This is a genomic window from Herbidospora daliensis (genome assembly GCF_001570585.1).
Taxonomy (GTDB): Bacteria; Actinomycetota; Actinomycetes; order Streptosporangiales; family Streptosporangiaceae; genus Herbidospora; species Herbidospora daliensis.
In genome coordinates this window covers 66502-82544 of record NZ_BBXF01000005.1, presented here as the reverse complement: position 1 = coordinate 82544, position 16043 = coordinate 66502, and the positions used below count along the sequence as shown (strand labels likewise).

Genomic DNA, 16043 nt, shown 5'->3' with positions numbered 1-16043 from the left:
ATGAGTCTGCCCGAACGGGTGATCGACGGCGTGGTGGCCCATGACGGCGAGGCGGTGCTCGACCGGCTCACGCGGGCCTGGTTGTTGTCGTTCGCCTCACCCCACACGCGGTCGGCCTACGGCTCCGATCTGAACCAGTGGCTCGCGTTCTGCGAGCGGCACGACGTCCATCCGCTGCGGGCGATCCGCGTGCACGGCGACGCGTTCGCGCGCTGGCTCGGGCCGGTCTCGCCGCGCACGCTGGCGCGGAAGTTGTCGGCGATCTCCTCCTGGTACGCCTATGCGACCGACGAGGGCGTGCTGGAGTCCAACCCTTTCACCCGGGTACGCCGCCCGAAGGTCGAACGTTTCCAGTCGGAGACCGTCGGGCTCACCGAAGACGAGGCGCGGGCCCTCGTGGCGGCGGCCGACGCGACGACCGGGCCGACGGCGCTGCGCACGGCCGCGTTCATCCGGCTGATGATCGAGCTGGGGCCGCGTGTGTCGGAGGCGCTTGCGGCCGGCATCGACGACCTGGGGCACCAGCGCGGGCACCGTACCCTCAGGATCGTCGGGAAGGGGCAGAAGACCCGCGTGCGCAACCTGCCCCCGGCCACCGCGGCGGCTCTCGACGCCTACCTCGACGACCGCGCCCGGCGCGCCGGGGTCGACAGGGAGAAGCTGACCGGGCCGCTGTTCGCGACGGCGGGCGGGCGGGCGCTCGACCGGGCCGACGCCTACCGGCTGGTCGTGAAGGTCGCCAAGGCGGCCGGGCTGGAGTCGAAGGTGACCCCCCACGCGCTGCGCCACACGTTCGCGACGGTCGCCAGCGACCGGGGCGCGTCGGTCAAGCAGCTCCAGCAGGCGCTCGGCCATTCGAGCTCGTCGACCACCGACATCTACATCCACAGCCGCGACAACCTCGAACGCGACCCGTCGCAGATCGTCGCGGCGGTCATCGGATGACCACGCCCGGCGAGCACGACCTCGCGACCCTGCTGGCCACCCTCGACCCGGTCCTCCACGACGGCGTCTACGTCTTCGCGACCGCCCCTGAGCGGCCGCCGGGCCTCACCCCGGTGTTCACGTTCAATGAGCCCGAGGGCGTCACGTTCGTGGTGCCCGAGGGGCAGGCCGAGGGCGTCTTCCCGTGCCGCTGGATCACGTTGCGGGTGCACTCGTCGCTGGCGGCGGTCGGCATGCTGGCCGCGATCACCGCCGCGCTGACGGCCGAGGGCATCCCGTGCAACGCGGTGGCGGCCTACTTCCACGACCACCTGTTCGTGCCGCCCGACCGGGCCGGCGACACGATGCGGGTGCTGCGTCAGTTGTCGGCGAACGTCCAGGCCAGGTGAGCCAGGCCCTCTTCGGCGTAGTGGTGGGCGCCGGGCTGGGTGAGGCCGTAGGCGATGTCCTCGACGATCGCGCAGCGGGCGTAGAAGCGGGCCCGCGTCTCGGCCGTCGGGCCGGCGTCGCCGCCGTGGGCCCGGTAGTGGCGCAGCGTCTCGGCGAACACCTCGGGGCCGAGGTCGCGCAGCACCAGGCCCAGGTCGTAGGCGGGGTCGGAGATGGCGGCGTCGGTCCAGTCGATGACCCCGGTGACGGTCGTGCCGTCGGTCAGCACGTGTTCGGCGCCGAGGTCGTTGTGGCAGAACGCCAGCGTCTTGGTCTCGTTGCGCGGCGGGTCGTGGCGGAGGAACTTCTCGATGGGCCCGCGCAGGTCGCCCGGCACGTGTTCGGCGACGACCTCCTGGTACTCCTCGATCGTCCCGGCCAGCCAGGCGTAGAACGGGTCGTCGTCGACCTCGACCAGGCCCGCGACCCGCTCGGCCGGCACCGCGTTCATCGCGGCGAGGAAGGCCCCCAGTGGTGCGGCGACCGCGATCCCGCGCCGGCTGTCGAGGGGGTCCCCCGCCAGTTTCCGGTACGCCATCACGCCCGCCGCCTCGTCCACGAACAGGACCTGGGGGGTCGGCACGGGTGAGACCTGCGCGACGACGGCGAGCAGCGCGGCCTCGCGGCGGATCTCCGCCGCGCCGCCCTCCTTGCTGCCGCGCACGATGAGGTCGCCGTCGACCTCGTAGGCGACGTTGTCCCAGCCTTCGCCGAGCTTGACCACCGAACGGGCCGGCCGCCCCAGATGACGCGCCGCCACGGCGCCGATCTCGTCGATCACCGGCCAGAGACTATCCGCCGCAGGTCGATGATCACCAACGTTCGGGCACCGGTCCGATGCGCGCTGAGCATGTCCCGCCGGTCGACGGTGACGGCGATCGTCGTGTACGCGCCCTCGGCGTTCAGCGGCATGTCGAGTTCCAGGCTCCCCGCCCGGCCGGTGGCCACGTCGACGAGGTACTGCTCCGACTCGCCCGAGCGGGAGTCGTCCAGTCCCATGATCCGGTCGGCGGCCAGCCCGAACGACACGCCCGGCAGCCTGCGCTCCCCGGTCCCGTCGCGGCCCCGGACGAACGGCGTGCCGTCGGCGTGCAGGCCCGAGCAGGTGGTCACCCCGCAGATCACGGTGCGGTCGCCCGGATCGGGGGTGACCTCGGAGACCTCGCCCGTCTCCAGGTTGACCAGGCGCCGGAACGCGATCTCCGCCATGTCGGACGGCTCGAAGGCGCCCGCCCACGGCCACTCCAGCAGGAACAGCCCCTGCCCGCCGGGCACCGGTTCGGGCCGGCCGCCGGTGAGCGGGACGCTGAACACCCCCTCCTGGGCGGAGTAGACGAACCGGTCGCCGCGCACCTCCATCCGCGCGGGGACGTGCGGAAGCCGGCCGGGCAGCCGCCGCGCGGTGCCGCCGGACAGCGGCGCCTCCCACATGACCGCCCCGGTGTCGGTGCTGACGTGCCAGATCAGCCGGTCGCCGACGACGAGGAAGCCGTCGGAGATCTCACCCCTGCGGGTGGGGACGTCGGTGACCTTGCGGGTCTCGCGGGTGACCTGGTCGTACGCGTAGACGGCGTTGGCGTTCTCGTGGGAGCCCCAGGTCGACAACAGGGTGGTCCGGTCGTCGACGAGCGCCAGCGCGCGCAGCCGGCCGACCCCCTTGAGGGTCGCCGGGACGACCCTGACCGCGTGCGGCCACACCTCCTCCACCGCCGGCGACCCGACCACCTGCTCGCGCGTGATCGCCGGCAGCGACGGGTTGACCACCACGGGTTCGGGCTTCTCGTACCGGACCGCGAAGACCGTGCCGGCCGTGACCACGGCGACGGCGGCGGCCGAGGCCAGCAGCCGGATCCTGGCCCGGCGGCGGCTCCTGCGGCCGACCCCGGCCAGCAGGCCGGGCGGGGCGAGGGGGGCGTGCCCGGCGGCCCGCCGCAGGGTGGCGCGCAGGTCGTCTTCGAGTGTCGTCGCGGGTTCCTGGCTCATCGCGCGCTCCTGTCGGCTTCGCGTGCTCCGATGACGGTGCGCAGGCGGGCCAGGCCGTGGCTCGCGTGGCTGCGGACGGTGCCGCGCGCGATGCCCAGCACCCGGGCGATCTCGGCGTCGGACAGGTCCTCGTAGTAGCGCAGCACGAGCACGGCGCGCTGTTTGCGGGGCAGGCCCGCCAGCGCCCGCCAGAGCCCCTGCTCGCGGTCGGAGGGGTGCTCGTCCTCCCACGCCCCGTCGGGCGGGTCGACGGCCAGGCTCTCGCGGCGGCGCCGCCGCCAGACGCTGATGTGCAGGCGGGCCATGACGACCCGGACGTAGGCCTCCGGGTTGTCCTTGCTCCGGACGCGGGGCCACGCCCGGTGCAGCCGCGCCAGCGCCTCCTGCGTGAGGTCGGCCGCGTCGTGGGGGTCGCCGCTCAGGACGTAGCCGTACCGTAAGAGGGCGTCGGCGCGTTCGGCGGCGAACGCGGCGAAGTCGGGGTCGGGGCTCACCTCACCTAGACGGCCGTGCCCCGCGAAGTGTTGAACGCCGGTCCGCCCGCCAGCGCCGTGAGCGTCTGACCCAGCGGCGCGTCGAGTTTCAGCAGCGCCTGGCCGTCGCCTCCGGTCGGGCCCTGGTTCACGATCGCGATCGGGATGCCGAGGGCCTCGGCCCGGTCGACGAAGCGGCGGCCCGACCGCACGGCCAGCGACGAGCCCAGCACCAGCAGCAGCCGCGCCGCCGCGACCATGCCGAAGCACTCGTCGACGCGCGGCTGCGGCACGTTCTCGCCGAAGAAGACCACGTCGGGCTTGAGCAGGCCGCCGCAGCCCGTGCAGTCGACCACGGTGAACCCGGCCACGAGCTCGTCGGGCACGACCGCGTCGCCGTCGGGGTTGATCGGGCCGACGGCCGCGTCGAAGCCGGGGTTGGCCGCCTTCAGGCGGTCGTCGAGCTCGGTACGCGGGATACGCGCCCGGCACTTCAGGCAGGCGACCCGGTCGAGGCCGCCGTGGAGCTCGACCACCCGCCGGGTGCCGGCCGCCTGGTGGAGGCCGTCGACGTTCTGGGTGACCACGCCGTCGACCAGGCCGAGCCGTTCGAGGCGGGCCACGGCATGGTGGCCGGCGTTGGGCTCGACGCGGCCCATGTGCCGCCAGCCGACGTGGCTGCGGGCCCAGTAGCGGCGGCGGGCGGCGGCGCTGGTGGTGAAGGTCTGGTAGGTCATCGGGTCGGCGCGGCGGGCCCGGCCTGTCTCGCCCCGGTAGTCGGGGATGCCCGACTCGGTCGACAGCCCGGCGCCGCTGAGGACCACCACTCCCCCGTCGCCGACCAGGCCGGCGAGTTCTCGCATCACCTGTCCATTCTGCGGTCGGCCTGGCGTGCCTTGTGCTCCAGGTAGCGGCGTTCGGGCTGGTTCGCGGTCTGGCGGGCCGCCTTGGCGTAGGCGGCGCGGGCGCCGTCGAGGTCGCCGGCCAGGTCGAGCAGGTGGGCCCGGACCGCCTCCACCCGGTGGTGGCCCTTCAGCCGGGCGTCCTCCTCGACCTCGGCGAGCAGGTCGAGGCCGGCCTCGGGGCCGTCGACCATGGCGACCGCGACGGCGTGGTTGAGGGACACCATGGGGCCGGGCCAGAAGCGCTTGAGGGTGGCGTACAGGACCAGGATCTGCCGCCAGTCGGTCTGTTCGGCGCTGGGGGCCTCGTCGTGGACGGCCGCGATGGCGGCCTGCACCTGGTAGGGGCCGAGCGAGGCCGAGCGCAGGGTCTCGGTGATCAGGTCGGTGCCTTCGGCGATCAGGGCCCGGTTCCAGCGGGAACGGTCCTGGTCGGCGAGCGGGATCAGGGTCCCGCCGGGGCCGGTGCGGCCGGGACGGCGGGCGTCGGTGAGCAGCATCAGGGCCAGCAGCCCCGACACCTCGCCGTCGCCGGGCAGCAGCGCGTGCAGCCGCCGGGTCAGCCTGATCGCCTCGGCGGTCAGCTCGACGTCGAGCAGCCCCTCTCCGGCGCTAGCGGCGTAGCCCTCGTTGAAGATCAGGTAGAGCACGTGCAGGACGACGGCCAGCCGCCCCTCCCACTCGGCGACCGGCGGGGGCTCGAACCGGGCCCCGGCGGCCCTGATCGCCTGCTTGGCGCGGCTGATGCGCTGGCCCATGGTCGCCTCGGGCACCAGGAACGCGCGCGCGATCTGGCCGGTCGTCAGCCCGCCGACGGCCCGCAGCGTCAGCGCGACCTGCGACGACGGCGAGATCGACGGATGGCAGCACAGGAACAGCAGGGTGAGGGTGTCGTCGTGGAGCTCGACGTCGTCGCCCTGGCCGGGCATCGCCGCGACACGCTCCTCGCGGCGTTCGCGCGCCTGGTCGCTGCGCGCCTCGTCGGCCAGTCGGCGGCCGGCGACGGTCACCAGCCACGCCTTGGGGCTGGCCGGCACGCCCTCGACGGGCCACTGGAGCGCCGCCGCCAGCAGGGCCTCCTGGACGGCGTCCTCGCACGCGTCGAACCGGCCCCAGCGGCGGACCAGCACCGCGAGCACCTGCGGCGCCAGCTCCCGCAGCAGGCGGTCGGTCACCGCGTCGACGCCGGTCATGCGCCCTCGTACACCGGTCTCACCTCGACGGCGGAGAATTCGGCCTCCGGCAGCAGGGCCGCCAGTTCGACCGCGCGCTCGGCCGAGCACTCGACGATGTAGAGGCTGGCCAGGAACTCCTTGGCCTCCACGAACGGCCCGTCGGTCACCACCGGGATGCCGTCGCGCACCCGGACCGACCGGGCCTGGTCTTCGCCTTCGAGCCCCTGCGCGGCCACCAGCTCGCCGGTCTCGCGGAGCTTGGCGATCCAGGCGTCGTGGCGGTCGACCAGGGCCTGGAACTCCTCCGGCGCGAACGCCGCGTAGCCCGCCTGATTGCCGTAGATCATCAGCGCGTACTTCATGGACCCGACCGTATCGCCCCCGATCAAAAAATCTTCAAAAACCGGTTGCCGCCCAGCTCACGGGCGGTTTCACCCTCGGTACGCCCCGGCCACCCTCCGGCGTTTCCGCAGGTCAGACCGAATGTGAACGTACATTTCACGTTTGCCTGCGAGCCGGTGGGCCGGTCAGGATGGAGCGATCCCGAAACGCCCCCGACCAGGGGTTTCTTCGGCGTGCAAGAAATCAAGGAGCGTCAATGATTCACGCCCGTGGACTGACCAAGACGTACACCCTCAAGAAGACCTCGGTCGACGCCGTGCGCGGCGTCGACCTGGACGTGGAGCCGGGTCAGCTGGTGGCCTTCCTCGGGCCCAACGGCGCCGGGAAGTCGACCTGCCTGCGGATGCTGACCGGCCTGCTCCCGCCGACGTCCGGGACGGCCCGGGTGGCCGGGCACGACGTCACCACCGAGGCGGCGGCCGTGCGCGCCCGGATCGGCTACATCGGCCAGAAGGGCGGCGCCGGGGAGGCGTTCCGGATCGGCGACGAGCTGGTCACCCAGGGCCGCTGCTACGGCCAGACCCGCCGCGAGGCGCGGTCGCGGGCCGAGGAACTGCTGACGGTGGTCGGCCTCGACGGCCTGTTCGCCCGCAAGCCGTCGACGTTGTCGGGCGGCCAGCGCCGCCGCCTCGACATCGCGCTCGGCCTGATGAACCGCCCGCCCCTGCTGTTCCTGGACGAACCCTCGACCGGCCTCGACCCGGCCAGCCGCGCCGACATCTGGTCGCACATCCTGCGGCTGCGCGCCGACCACGGGACCACGTTGTTCCTGACCACCCACTACCTGGAGGAGGCCGACACGATGGCCGAACGCGTCGTGGTCATCGACCAGGGCCGCATCATCGCCGACGGCACCGCCCGCGGGCTCAAGGCCGACCTGGCCGGCGACCGCCTGACCGTCACCCTGCACGACCCGGCCGACGTGCCCCGCGCGGCCGAACTGGCGGCGGGCCTGCCCGGCGCGGCCGAGATCGCCGCCGACGGGCCGCGGCTGACCCTGCGCGTCGCGGCGGCCGACCGCGCGCTCCCCGAGTTACTGCGGGCCCTCGACACGGCCGGCCTGAAGGCCGAGGCGGCCGAGAGCTCCCGCCCCACCCTCGACGACGTCTTCCTGGCCCTGACGGGCCGCACGATCCGGGACGAGGACGCCTGAGCCATGCCCTTCCTCCGCGACACCGCCACGATCTTCAGCCGCGAGTTCGCGCCCGTGTGGCGCGATCCCCTCTCGCTCGTCTTCACCATGGCCCAGCCCCTGCTGTTCCTCTACCTGTTCGGGCCACTGCTGGAGCAGGGCACCGCGACCCCCGGCCCCGCCTGGCAGTGGTTCGTCCCGGGCATCCTGATCATGATGTGCCTGTCGGGCCCGCTGATGGCCGGGTACTTCCTGCTGCTCGACCTCATCGGCGGCTCGATGGAACGCCTGCTGGTCACCCCGGTCAGCCGGACCGCCCTGCTGGTCGGCCGGACGCTCAAGGAGTTCGTCGTCCTGCTCGCCCAGTCGGTGCTCATCATCGGGCTGGCCGTGCCGCTCGGCCTCGACCTGCACGTGCCGGGCATGCTGACCGGGCTGACGCTGCTGGTCGTGTTCGGCGTCGGGCTCGGCGGGTTGTCGTTCGTGCTGGCCATCGTCTCGGCCCCCGGCGGGGAGCTGTTCTACGGCATCACCCAGGTCGTGATGTTCCCGCTGCTGCTGCTCTCGGGGGTGCTGCTGCCGGTCGAGAACGGGCCGGGCTGGCTCCAGACCGCCGCCGCCCTCAACCCGGTCACCTACGTCGTGGAGGCCGAGCGCGCCCTGTTCGCCGGCCGGTTCCTCGACGCGCCGGTCGTCGGCGGCGTCGCGGCGGCCGTGGTCACCGCGCTCCTCGGGCTGCACCTGGCCCGGCGGCGGATGGCGCGCGGGCTCTAGCCCTTGAACACCACCTCGTGGGAGGCGGCGGCCGGGTGGGTGAACTCCAGCAGCCGCTTGGCCTCGGCGACCAGCTCGGCCTTGGCCAGGATCGGCACCTGCTCCAGCGGGGTCAGCACCAGCGTCACCGCCCCGACCTTGGCGGTCGTCATCGCCCACAACCCGGCGACCTTCCCGTCGACCAGGAACGACGGCTTGAGCTGGCCGTTGGCCTTCACGTAGACGTGGTCCTTGTGCGGGTCGGGCAGGATGCGGGCGCGGCGGCCGGGGGCGTAGGCGAGCAGGGTGCTGTCGAACCAGGGCAGCAGCCTGACCGGCGCCTCGGCCTCCTCGCCCGGCCGGGGCGCGCCGGGCAGGTCGTAGAGGGTGCGGCCGTCGTCGTCGGTGAACGTCACCAGGTCGGCCATCGCCTGCAGCGCCGCGCGGACCGGCGTGATGTTCCAGGCGATCCACGAGGCGACGTCCTCGGCGGCGGCCGGGCCGAAGGCCCCCAGGTGGCGGCGGATCACGAACTCCAGCGCCTCGCCGAGCGGCGGGAACCCGGTGACCGGGCCGAGCGCGAACAACATCGGGGTGCGCTTCGACCACGCCCCCTCGGCCGGGACGCGAACGAACCCGACCCGCATCATCACCGACGTCCACCGGTAGAGGCGCTGGAGCTCGATCTCGCGCTCGGACAACACGCCCGGGTGCGCGACCACCCACGCGTCGATCGCGGCGACCAGGTCGGCCCCCGGGCGCGGGGTCGCGCCCATCTCGCGCATCAGGGCGAGCAGTTCGCCGATCTCGGGCTCGGGGCCGGCCCGGAACGAGCCCACCTTCGAGGCCGCCGCCACCGCCGCGTAGAAGGGGTAGTCGGCCGGGGTGACGGTGTGGATGGTGCCGCGCAGCAGGGTGCCGGTGACCAGGTCGCCGGCGGAGTGGGCGTGCCAGGGGGACTCGGGCGCGACCTCGTGGGTCCGGCTCCACAACGCCGGGCCCAGCGCGGGCCAATATTGCATCTGCAACGCGCCGATCCGCTCGGCCACGCCCGGCAGCGGGAGCCGCATCCGCTCCAGCAGACCCTGGCGGGCGAGCAGGGCACGGTTGAGGGCACGGAGCGTGATCGGCATGCCGCCAGCCTACGGGCCCGGGAACAGGGAGTCCGTGCGTGTGGTTAACTACGTAGTGCCGGTGTGGATGTGTCCCCCGGGCCGCATTTACCGCCTTCACGGAATACCGTTCGGCTGGAACCGTGTTGTGCATCTCGCCGAGGAGGCGACCACCACACCGGCCTAAAACGTTCTCCAGCGATGCCCCGCCACAGCGCGGGGCATCGTCGTCTCTCGGTCCCGGCGACACCTAGGCTTGGAGCGGTCAACCGAGGGAGGAGCCCCCGTTGTCGTCGCTGTTCTATCGCGTCGCCAAAGTCATCAGCGTCCCGGTGATGCACGCCGTCTGGCGTCCGCGTGTCGTGGGCATGGAGCACGTCCCCGCGACCGGACCGGCGATCATCGCCGCCAACCACCTGTCGGCGCTCGACTCCTTCTTCCTGCCCGCGCTGATGCCCCGGCCGGTGACGTTCGTCGCCAAGAACGAGTACTTCACCGGCAGCCCGATCACCCGCATGATCATGAGCGGCAACATCGCGATCGACCGCGAGAGCGCCGGGGCCGCCCAGGCGATGCTCGACGCCGCCGCCGGGATCCTCGACGAGGGCGGCCTGTTCGGCATCTACCCCGAGGGCACCCGCTCGCCCGACGGCCGCCTCTACAAGGGCAAGATCGGCGTGGCCTGGCTGACCCTGACGACCGGCGCGCCGGTCCTGCCGGTGGCGCTGGCGGGCACCGACAAGGTGCTGCCGCCGGGCGCGTCGGTGCCGCGCGTGCACCGCATCGACGTCACGATCGGCAAGCCGATGACGTTCGAGGGCGACGCCGCCAAGGCCCGCGACCGGCGTGAGGTGACCGACCAGATCATGGACGCCATCCGCGAGCTCTCCGGCCAGGAGTACGTGCCCAGCTACGCAAAACGGCCCAATTCGTAACCAATTCGCTAAGCTCGTCGCCGTGCGGGGACGAACGATAGCGATCATTTCGGTGGCGGGCGTGGTCGCCGCCGCGGGCGGCGGGGCCGGCGCCTGGTGGGTGCTGCACACACGCGGCACCCCTCAGGAGACCGCCCGGCTCTACACCGCCGCCTGGGCGGCCAACGACCTGACGGCGATGAAGACGCAGCTGGTGACCCCGGTCCCGGCGACGTTCGACACGGTGACCGGCTCGATCGCCAAAGACCTCAAGGCGACCGTGAAGTCGGTCGAGCTGGGCCAGGTGGCCCCGGCCGGCGAAGACCGCTACGAGGCGTCCTACACGGCCACCCTCGACATCGCCGACGTGGGGCCCTGGACGTACACGGGCACCTTCGGACTGGTCGTGTTCGACCGGCAGTGGAAGGTCGACTGGAAGCCGCAGGCCCTGCACCCGGGCATCGACGGCACCGCCAAGCTGGCGCTGAAGACCACCTGGCCGCAGCGGGCCGCGCTGACCGACGCCGACGGCAACCGCATCGACGGCACCGACGTCGGCGGGTCGGTGCAGCAGCTGGCCGGGTTCCTCGACAAGGCGACCGCCAAGGACGTCGCGAAACTCGGCCCGGCGTACCGGAAGAACCAGGCGATCGGGCGCGGCGGCCTGCAGGAGACCTTCCAGAAGCGGCTGGCCGGCACCCCCACCACCGACGTCATGGCGGGCGACAAGCCGCTGGAGTCGATCAAGGGCAAGGAGGGCGAGCCGGTCAAGACCAGCCTGGACATGCGCGTCCAGAACGCCGCCGCCGACGCGATCCGCGACCTCGAGAAGCCCGCCTCGCTGGTGGCCGTGCGCCCCTCGACCGGCGAGGTGCTGGCCATCGCCAACAACCGCGGCGACTTCAACCGCGCCCTCAACGGCCAGTACGCCCCCGGCTCGACCTTCAAGACGGTCACCGCCGCCGCCCTGCTGGCCAAGGGCGTCGGTCCGGGCGAGCGGGTGACCTGCCCGGAGAACGCGAACGTCGGCGGGCTGAAGATCCGCAACAGCGACAACGCCGAATACGGCACGATCAGCTTCAGCGACTCCTTCGCCTACTCGTGCAACACCACCTTCGCCCCGCTGGCGCAGGAGCACCTGGGCGCCGAGGGCCTCTACGACATCGCCGGCAGCCTTGGCTTCAACCAGCCGCTCAACATCGGCGTGCCGGCCGGCAAGGGCAGCATGCCGAAGGCGACCTCCGACGCGGAACTCGCCGCCGAGTCGTTCGGCCAGGCGAAGATCATCGCCAGCCCGCTGATCATGGCCTCGGTCGCGGCGGCCGTCGCCGACGGCACCTGGCGGCCCCCGACGCTGGTCCCCGGCCTGAAGCAGAAGGCCAAGGAGCAGCCGCTGCCCGACGGCGTGGCCGACGACCTGCGCGGCATGATGCAGGCCGTGGTCGCCAAGGGCACCGCCAAGGCGGCCGGGCTGCCCAAGGGGGCCTACGGCAAGACCGGCACGGCCGAATACGGCAGCGGGCCCAAGCTGCCCTCCCACGCCTGGTTCCACGGCTACCGCGACGACGTGGCGTTCGCGGTCGTGGTCGAAGGCGGCGGGGGCGGCGGCAAGGTGGCCGCGCCGGTGGCGGCCGACTTCCTGCGGGGCTTTTGACAAATTTTCTTGTCGGTGAGAATCTAAGGCCATGTTCGAAGTGGCGGTCATCGACGACCCCGCGGCCGCCGAAGTCTCCCTCGACCCGGTCCGCTCCCGCATCCTGGCCGAACTCGCCGAGCCCGGCTCGGCCACCCAGCTCGCCGTCAAGATCGGCCTGCCCCGGCAGAAGGTCAACTACCACCTCAAGACCCTCGAGAAGCACGGCCTGGTCGAGCTCGTCGAGGAGCGCCGCAAGGGCAACGTGACCGAACGCGTCATGCGCGCGACCGCCGGGTCCTACGTCATCTCCCCCGCCGCGCTGGGAGCCGTCGAACCCGACCCCTCACGACGCCCCGACCGCCTGTCGGCGGCCTGGCTGCTCGCCGTGGCGGCCCAGCTCGTCAAGGACGTCGGCGCGCTGATCACCCGCTCGGAACGGGCCCAGCAGAAGGTCGCCACGTTCGCGATCGACGGCACCGTGCGCTTCGCGAACGCCCGCGACCGGGCCGCCTTCGCCGAGGAGCTCTCGGCCACCGTGGCCGCCCTCGTCTCCCGCTACCACGACGAGCAGTCGCCAGGAGGCCGCGACCACCGCGTGGTCGTCGCCCTCCACCCGGCGATCACCCGCCAGGAGCCCTAGCCGGCACGTCTCCCGCCGGCCCGGAGCGGCGGCGCGTCGGGGACCATCGCCCGCACGATCTGCTCGACCACGTCCCTGGTGACCGTGCCCGCCGGCGCGGTGACCAGGGTGAACAGCGCGCCGCCGTAGAGGGCGATCAGGCCCGGCACCCGTTCCGGCGGGATCGCCAGCCCGAGCTGGGCGTGGTGACCGGTGGTGAACACGGTCGCGACCGCCTGGAGCCCTTCGAGTGCCCGGTTGAGCTCGGGACGCCGCACCGCCTCCAGGCGGAGCTCGAAGATCGCCAGGTAGCGGTCGCGCAGCACGGTCGCCGCGCCCAGGAGCGACTCGGTCAGCAGCTCGGCCAGGTCGGGCTCGCCCGCCTGGCGATCGGCGGCGGCGTCCATGTCGGCCAGGTGGAGCTCGACCACGCGTTCGGCGGCGGCGACCAGGAGGGCCTCGCGGTTGCGGAAGTAGTTGGAGGCCGTGCCCGTCGGCAGGCCCGCCGCGCGTTCGGCGGTGCGGTGGGTCAGGCCATGGACCCCCGAGGTGGCCAGCAGGTGGATGGCGGCGTCGGTGAGGGCGCGGCGGCGGTCCGGATTGGAGGGCGGCACCCGGTCATGCTACCAATAGCAGTAGTAGTACGACCGTAGTGAATGACGGGATCCCCCATGCGCATCGCGATCATCGGAGCCGGGCTCGGCGGCGTCGCCGCCGCCACGGGACTCCACCTGACCGGCCACGACGTCACCCTCTACGAACGCGCCCCCGAGCTCCGCGAGACCGGCACCGGCATCGTCGTGATGCCCAACGGCCTGGCCGCCCTCGACCGGCTCGGCCTGGGCGCGCCCCTGCGCGCGCACGCCGCGCCGACCACCCGGGGCGGGCTGCGCGACCGGGCCGGCCGTCCGCTCCTGGTCACCGACGCCGCCAAGGCCCAGGAACGCTACGGCCCGACGATCGTCGTCGATCGGGCCGTCCTGCACCGCGCCCTGCGCGAGGGGCTGCCGGCCGATCGCGTCCGCACCGGCGTGCCCGTCGGCGACCTCGCCGAAGGGCCAGGCGGCGTCACCGTCGACGGCGGCCAGGTCGTGGACGCCGTCGTCGTCGCCGACGGGATCGGCAGCCGCCTGCGCGCCCGCCTGTTCCCCGGCCATCCGGGCCCGGTGCGGACCGGCCGTCTCGACCTGCGCGGCACACTCGGCCCGATCCCCGGCGTCGGCGACCTGCTCACCGCGATCCTCGTCGACCGGCACAGCGGCGCGATGTTCGGCCTGTTCCCGATGGGGGCGGGCGGCCTGTACTGGTTCACCGACGCCCCCGCGCCCGCGACCCTCCCCTCGCCGGAGGAGGCCCGCGACCAGATGGCCGCGCTGATGGCCGGCTGGCACCCGGCCGTGCCGGCGGTGTTGCGGGCGACGGCCGCGGCCGACGTCCACGTTGACCCGATCACCCGGCTGGCGCGGCCGCTGGAGACGTACACCACCGGCAGGATCTGCCTGCTCGGCGACGCCGCCCACGGCATGACCCCCGACCTGGGGCAGGGCGCGAGCCAGGCGTTCGAGGACGCCGCCGCCGTGGTCGGGCACCTCGACGGGGCCGGCCCTGGCGAGGCGGCCGAACGGCTGGCCCGCTACGACGCCGAGAGGCGGCCACGGGCCAACCGGCTCATGACCGCCTCCAGCCGCCAGTCGCGGCTCACCACCAAAACCGGCCCGGCCGCCTGGCTGCGCGACGCGCTGCTGCGCGCCACCCCGCCGGCGCTGGCCGCCCGGCGGCTCGCCGCGATCTGGCTTCCGTAGCGGTCAGCACAGGTGCCGCCACAGGGTCACCCACTGGTCGGGGTGGACGTGCCCGACGACCGCGTCGCGGGGCACGCCCGCCGCCGCCAGGGCGGGGTCGACCCCCTCGTAACGGGTCTTCAGCGAGGCCCGCACCGAACCGCCGGTCCCGCCGAAGCCGAGCTCGACCAGTTCCCGGTAGGAACGCCGGCCGGACACCAGCGGTTCGGCCCGGCGCTCGATGCGCAGGATCGCCGAATCGACCGAGGGGACCGGCCGGAACGACTCGCGGAAGACGGTCTGCCCGAGCCGCCAGTCGAACCACGGCCACGACTCGACCGTGACCAGGCTCCAGCGGCCGAAGTCGCCGGTGCGCTTGCGGGCGTACTCCCGCTGGGTCAGCAGCGTCGCCGACGATAGGTCCGGCGCCCGAAGACACCAGTCGACGATCTGCGAAGTGACCGAATAGGGAATGTTCCCCACCACCGCGAACGGCTCCCGTGGTACCCGCGCACGCGTGAAATCACCTCTGACCACATCGATGACCGGGTTGTCTCTCGTCTGGGAGGCGAGCCGCCCCGCGAGCCGCGGATCGATCTCGTAGGCGACCACACGCGCCGCCACCTCGGCCAGCGCGAACGTGAGCACCCCCTCCCCCGCACCGGGCTCCAGCACGAGCCCCTCGGGTGCGGCGGCCTTCACCATCAGGTCGACGGCGTGCCGGTCGGCCAGGAAGTTCTGCGACAACGTCCGGCGCGCGCCGTCGGCGGGCGTACGGCCGCCACCGCTGTTCCTGGCCTTCTTCTGGGTATGCGAATAGTTTCCGTGCGCGAAATTCTGCGCCACAGCACTGCCCTTCTGGGTCTTCGAGATTCAGGGGGTCTCGAAGGGCCCTGGGCGCGCGGCGGACGCTCAGTTCAGAGAAGCAGCGCGTCCGCTAGCGGGCCAGAGCCCGGCCGTGGCGGATGCGGATGAACACGGGGCAGCAGAAGTTGGAGGCCATGCGGGTCACTGTAGACATCGGGGAATGGGACGGACAAAGCATTTTCACGGGCGGGGTGCGACGGCACCCAGATAGGCCGACCCCGCGAGCAGCTCGGGCGTCAGCCTGACCCCCGTCAGGTTCTCGGCCAGCGCGAAGACGGCCCCCGTGTGCCTTCGGACGTCGTCGACCGTGAAACACCCCGGCTCGCCCTCGAGGTCGAACCCGGCCAGCCGCATGGCCTCCACCGCTCCGTCGGGATCGGCGCCGTGGCGGGTCGCGGCGAAGGGAGGCTCGAACCGCAGGCGCAGTTCGCCGTCCTCCATCCAGTGGAACCGCTTCACCGCGTTGACGTTGCGGAAGTGGGACACCAGCCGCCTGCCTTCTGAGAGCGGGCCGGCGATCGCCGCGTCGACTCCCATGGAGTCGTTCGGCTCGACGATGAGACACCAGTCTCCGAGGGCCGCGGCCCCGAAGAAGTGGCCGTCCCACATGCCGTATTCGCCCGGGCCGGCCATGGCGGCCTCGCCCAGATCGTCGAGGCTCATTCCGTGGGGAACGTCGTCGAGCCACTCGGCGCATCGCGCGACGAGCTCGTCGCTCGTCGCGCCGAGCCGTTCCACCACGTCGCCGGGGCCCAGCCCCGAGACCAGGGTCAAGCAGTAGGCCTCCCCCAGAGCCGGGAAGCGGTCGAAGAACCAGAGGTAGTCGTCAGCCGTCGCGGTCACCCGCCGAGGATGGCAGGCGCGACCGACAGAACGGCCTCCCGACATGGCGACGGCCCCTTGGGGAAGGGGCCGAGGTG

The 16043-nt window shown here is 72.9% G+C and carries 18 protein-coding genes; 8 read left to right on the top strand and 10 right to left on the bottom strand.

The annotated features are described in order from the left end of the window. Together AW274_RS23610 and AW274_RS23605 are read left to right on the top strand one after the other, a co-directional pair. Positions 1-945, top strand: a complete 945-nt coding sequence (locus tag AW274_RS23610; protein ID WP_062436369.1) for a tyrosine-type recombinase/integrase — start codon at positions 1-3, stop codon at positions 943-945. After that, entirely contained in the window at positions 942-1334 is a 393-nt protein-coding gene (locus tag AW274_RS23605) for an ACT domain-containing protein (protein ID WP_062436367.1), read from the top strand. The genes AW274_RS23610 and AW274_RS23605 overlap by 4 nt, the downstream gene beginning before the upstream one ends. Here AW274_RS23605 and AW274_RS41445 read toward each other — a convergent pair. Genes AW274_RS41445 through AW274_RS23575 form a run of 6 tightly spaced genes read right to left on the bottom strand, consistent with a single transcriptional unit; the run spans position 1304 to position 6269 of the window. Next, complete coding sequence (locus tag AW274_RS41445; RefSeq protein ID WP_198169374.1) at positions 1304-2155, bottom strand: phosphotransferase family protein; 852 nt, start codon at positions 2153-2155, stop codon at positions 1304-1306. The two genes, AW274_RS23605 and AW274_RS41445, sit on opposite strands and share 31 nt — an antisense overlap. After that, on the bottom strand, positions 2152-3357 hold the full coding sequence (locus AW274_RS41440; RefSeq protein ID WP_062436365.1) for a hypothetical protein: 1206 nt from the start codon (positions 3355-3357) through the stop codon (positions 2152-2154). The genes AW274_RS41445 and AW274_RS41440 overlap by 4 nt, the downstream gene beginning before the upstream one ends. Further along, positions 3354-3851 (bottom strand): SigE family RNA polymerase sigma factor, encoded by a 498-nt coding sequence (locus AW274_RS23590; protein WP_062436363.1) that lies wholly within the window; start codon positions 3849-3851, stop codon positions 3354-3356. The genes AW274_RS41440 and AW274_RS23590 overlap by 4 nt, the downstream gene beginning before the upstream one ends. A gap of 5 nt (positions 3852-3856) precedes the next feature. After that, positions 3857-4693 carry an NAD-dependent protein deacetylase gene (locus AW274_RS23585; protein WP_062436361.1) on the bottom strand — a complete coding sequence of 279 codons (837 nt, stop codon included), beginning with the start codon at positions 4691-4693 and terminating at the stop codon, positions 3857-3859. Next, the gene (locus AW274_RS23580; RefSeq protein WP_062436358.1) at positions 4693-5925 is read right to left on the bottom strand and encodes an RNA polymerase sigma factor; all 1233 of its coding nucleotides are present in this window, start codon (positions 5923-5925) and stop codon (positions 4693-4695) included. The genes AW274_RS23585 and AW274_RS23580 overlap by 1 nt, the downstream gene beginning before the upstream one ends. After that, positions 5922-6269, bottom strand: a complete 348-nt coding sequence (locus tag AW274_RS23575; RefSeq protein WP_062436356.1) for a YciI family protein — start codon at positions 6267-6269, stop codon at positions 5922-5924. Before AW274_RS23575 ends, AW274_RS23580 begins: the two co-directional genes overlap by 4 nt. Before the next feature lie 236 nt (positions 6270-6505). Here AW274_RS23575 and AW274_RS23570 point away from each other — a divergent pair, with 236 nt between their 5' ends. Both AW274_RS23570 and AW274_RS23565 read left to right on the top strand, forming a co-directional pair. Further along, complete coding sequence (locus AW274_RS23570; RefSeq protein WP_062436354.1) at positions 6506-7462, top strand: ATP-binding cassette domain-containing protein; 957 nt, start codon at positions 6506-6508, stop codon at positions 7460-7462. 3 nt (positions 7463-7465) lie between these two features. Then, positions 7466-8215 carry an ABC transporter permease gene (locus tag AW274_RS23565; RefSeq protein WP_062436352.1) on the top strand — a complete coding sequence of 250 codons (750 nt, stop codon included), beginning with the start codon at positions 7466-7468 and terminating at the stop codon, positions 8213-8215. Here AW274_RS23565 and AW274_RS23560 read toward each other — a convergent pair. Next, positions 8212-9327: a winged helix DNA-binding domain-containing protein gene (locus AW274_RS23560; RefSeq protein ID WP_062436350.1), complete on the bottom strand. Its 1116-nt coding sequence runs from the start codon at positions 9325-9327 to the stop codon at positions 8212-8214. The two genes, AW274_RS23565 and AW274_RS23560, sit on opposite strands and share 4 nt — an antisense overlap. Positions 9328-9593: 266 nt before the next feature. On the opposite strand from AW274_RS23560, the gene AW274_RS23555 reads away from it, so the two are divergent. From AW274_RS23555 to AW274_RS23545, 3 genes are read left to right on the top strand one after another with little or no spacing between them, the layout of a single operon-like run. Next, positions 9594-10241 (top strand): lysophospholipid acyltransferase family protein, encoded by a 648-nt coding sequence (locus AW274_RS23555; protein ID WP_232320296.1) that lies wholly within the window; start codon positions 9594-9596, stop codon positions 10239-10241. A gap of 22 nt (positions 10242-10263) precedes the next feature. Next, positions 10264-11874 (top strand): penicillin-binding transpeptidase domain-containing protein, encoded by a 1611-nt coding sequence (locus AW274_RS23550; RefSeq protein WP_062436349.1) that lies wholly within the window; start codon positions 10264-10266, stop codon positions 11872-11874. Between the two features lie 31 nt (positions 11875-11905). Further along, complete coding sequence (locus AW274_RS23545) at positions 11906-12496, top strand: ArsR/SmtB family transcription factor (RefSeq protein WP_157520678.1); 591 nt, start codon at positions 11906-11908, stop codon at positions 12494-12496. Here AW274_RS23545 and AW274_RS23540 read toward each other — a convergent pair. Beyond that, entirely contained in the window at positions 12493-13089 is a 597-nt protein-coding gene (locus tag AW274_RS23540) for a TetR/AcrR family transcriptional regulator (RefSeq protein WP_062436347.1), read from the bottom strand. The two genes, AW274_RS23545 and AW274_RS23540, sit on opposite strands and share 4 nt — an antisense overlap. 57 nt (positions 13090-13146) lie before the next feature. Between AW274_RS23540 and AW274_RS23535 the strand changes: the two genes are divergently transcribed. Further along, positions 13147-14277 carry an FAD-dependent oxidoreductase gene (locus AW274_RS23535; RefSeq protein WP_062436345.1) on the top strand — a complete coding sequence of 377 codons (1131 nt, stop codon included), beginning with the start codon at positions 13147-13149 and terminating at the stop codon, positions 14275-14277. A gap of 3 nt (positions 14278-14280) precedes the next feature. On the opposite strand, the gene erm is transcribed toward AW274_RS23535, so the two are convergent. Both erm and AW274_RS23525 read right to left on the bottom strand, forming a co-directional pair. After that, positions 14281-15003, bottom strand: a complete 723-nt coding sequence (gene erm, locus AW274_RS23530; RefSeq protein WP_063813625.1) for an ErmE/ErmH/ErmO/ErmR family 23S rRNA (adenine(2058)-N(6))-methyltransferase — start codon at positions 15001-15003, stop codon at positions 14281-14283. A 300-nt stretch (positions 15004-15303) separates the two neighbouring features. Then, the gene (locus AW274_RS23525; protein ID WP_062436341.1) at positions 15304-15966 is read right to left on the bottom strand and encodes a DUF6461 domain-containing protein; all 663 of its coding nucleotides are present in this window, start codon (positions 15964-15966) and stop codon (positions 15304-15306) included. Positions 15967-16043: the final 77 nt, after the last annotated feature.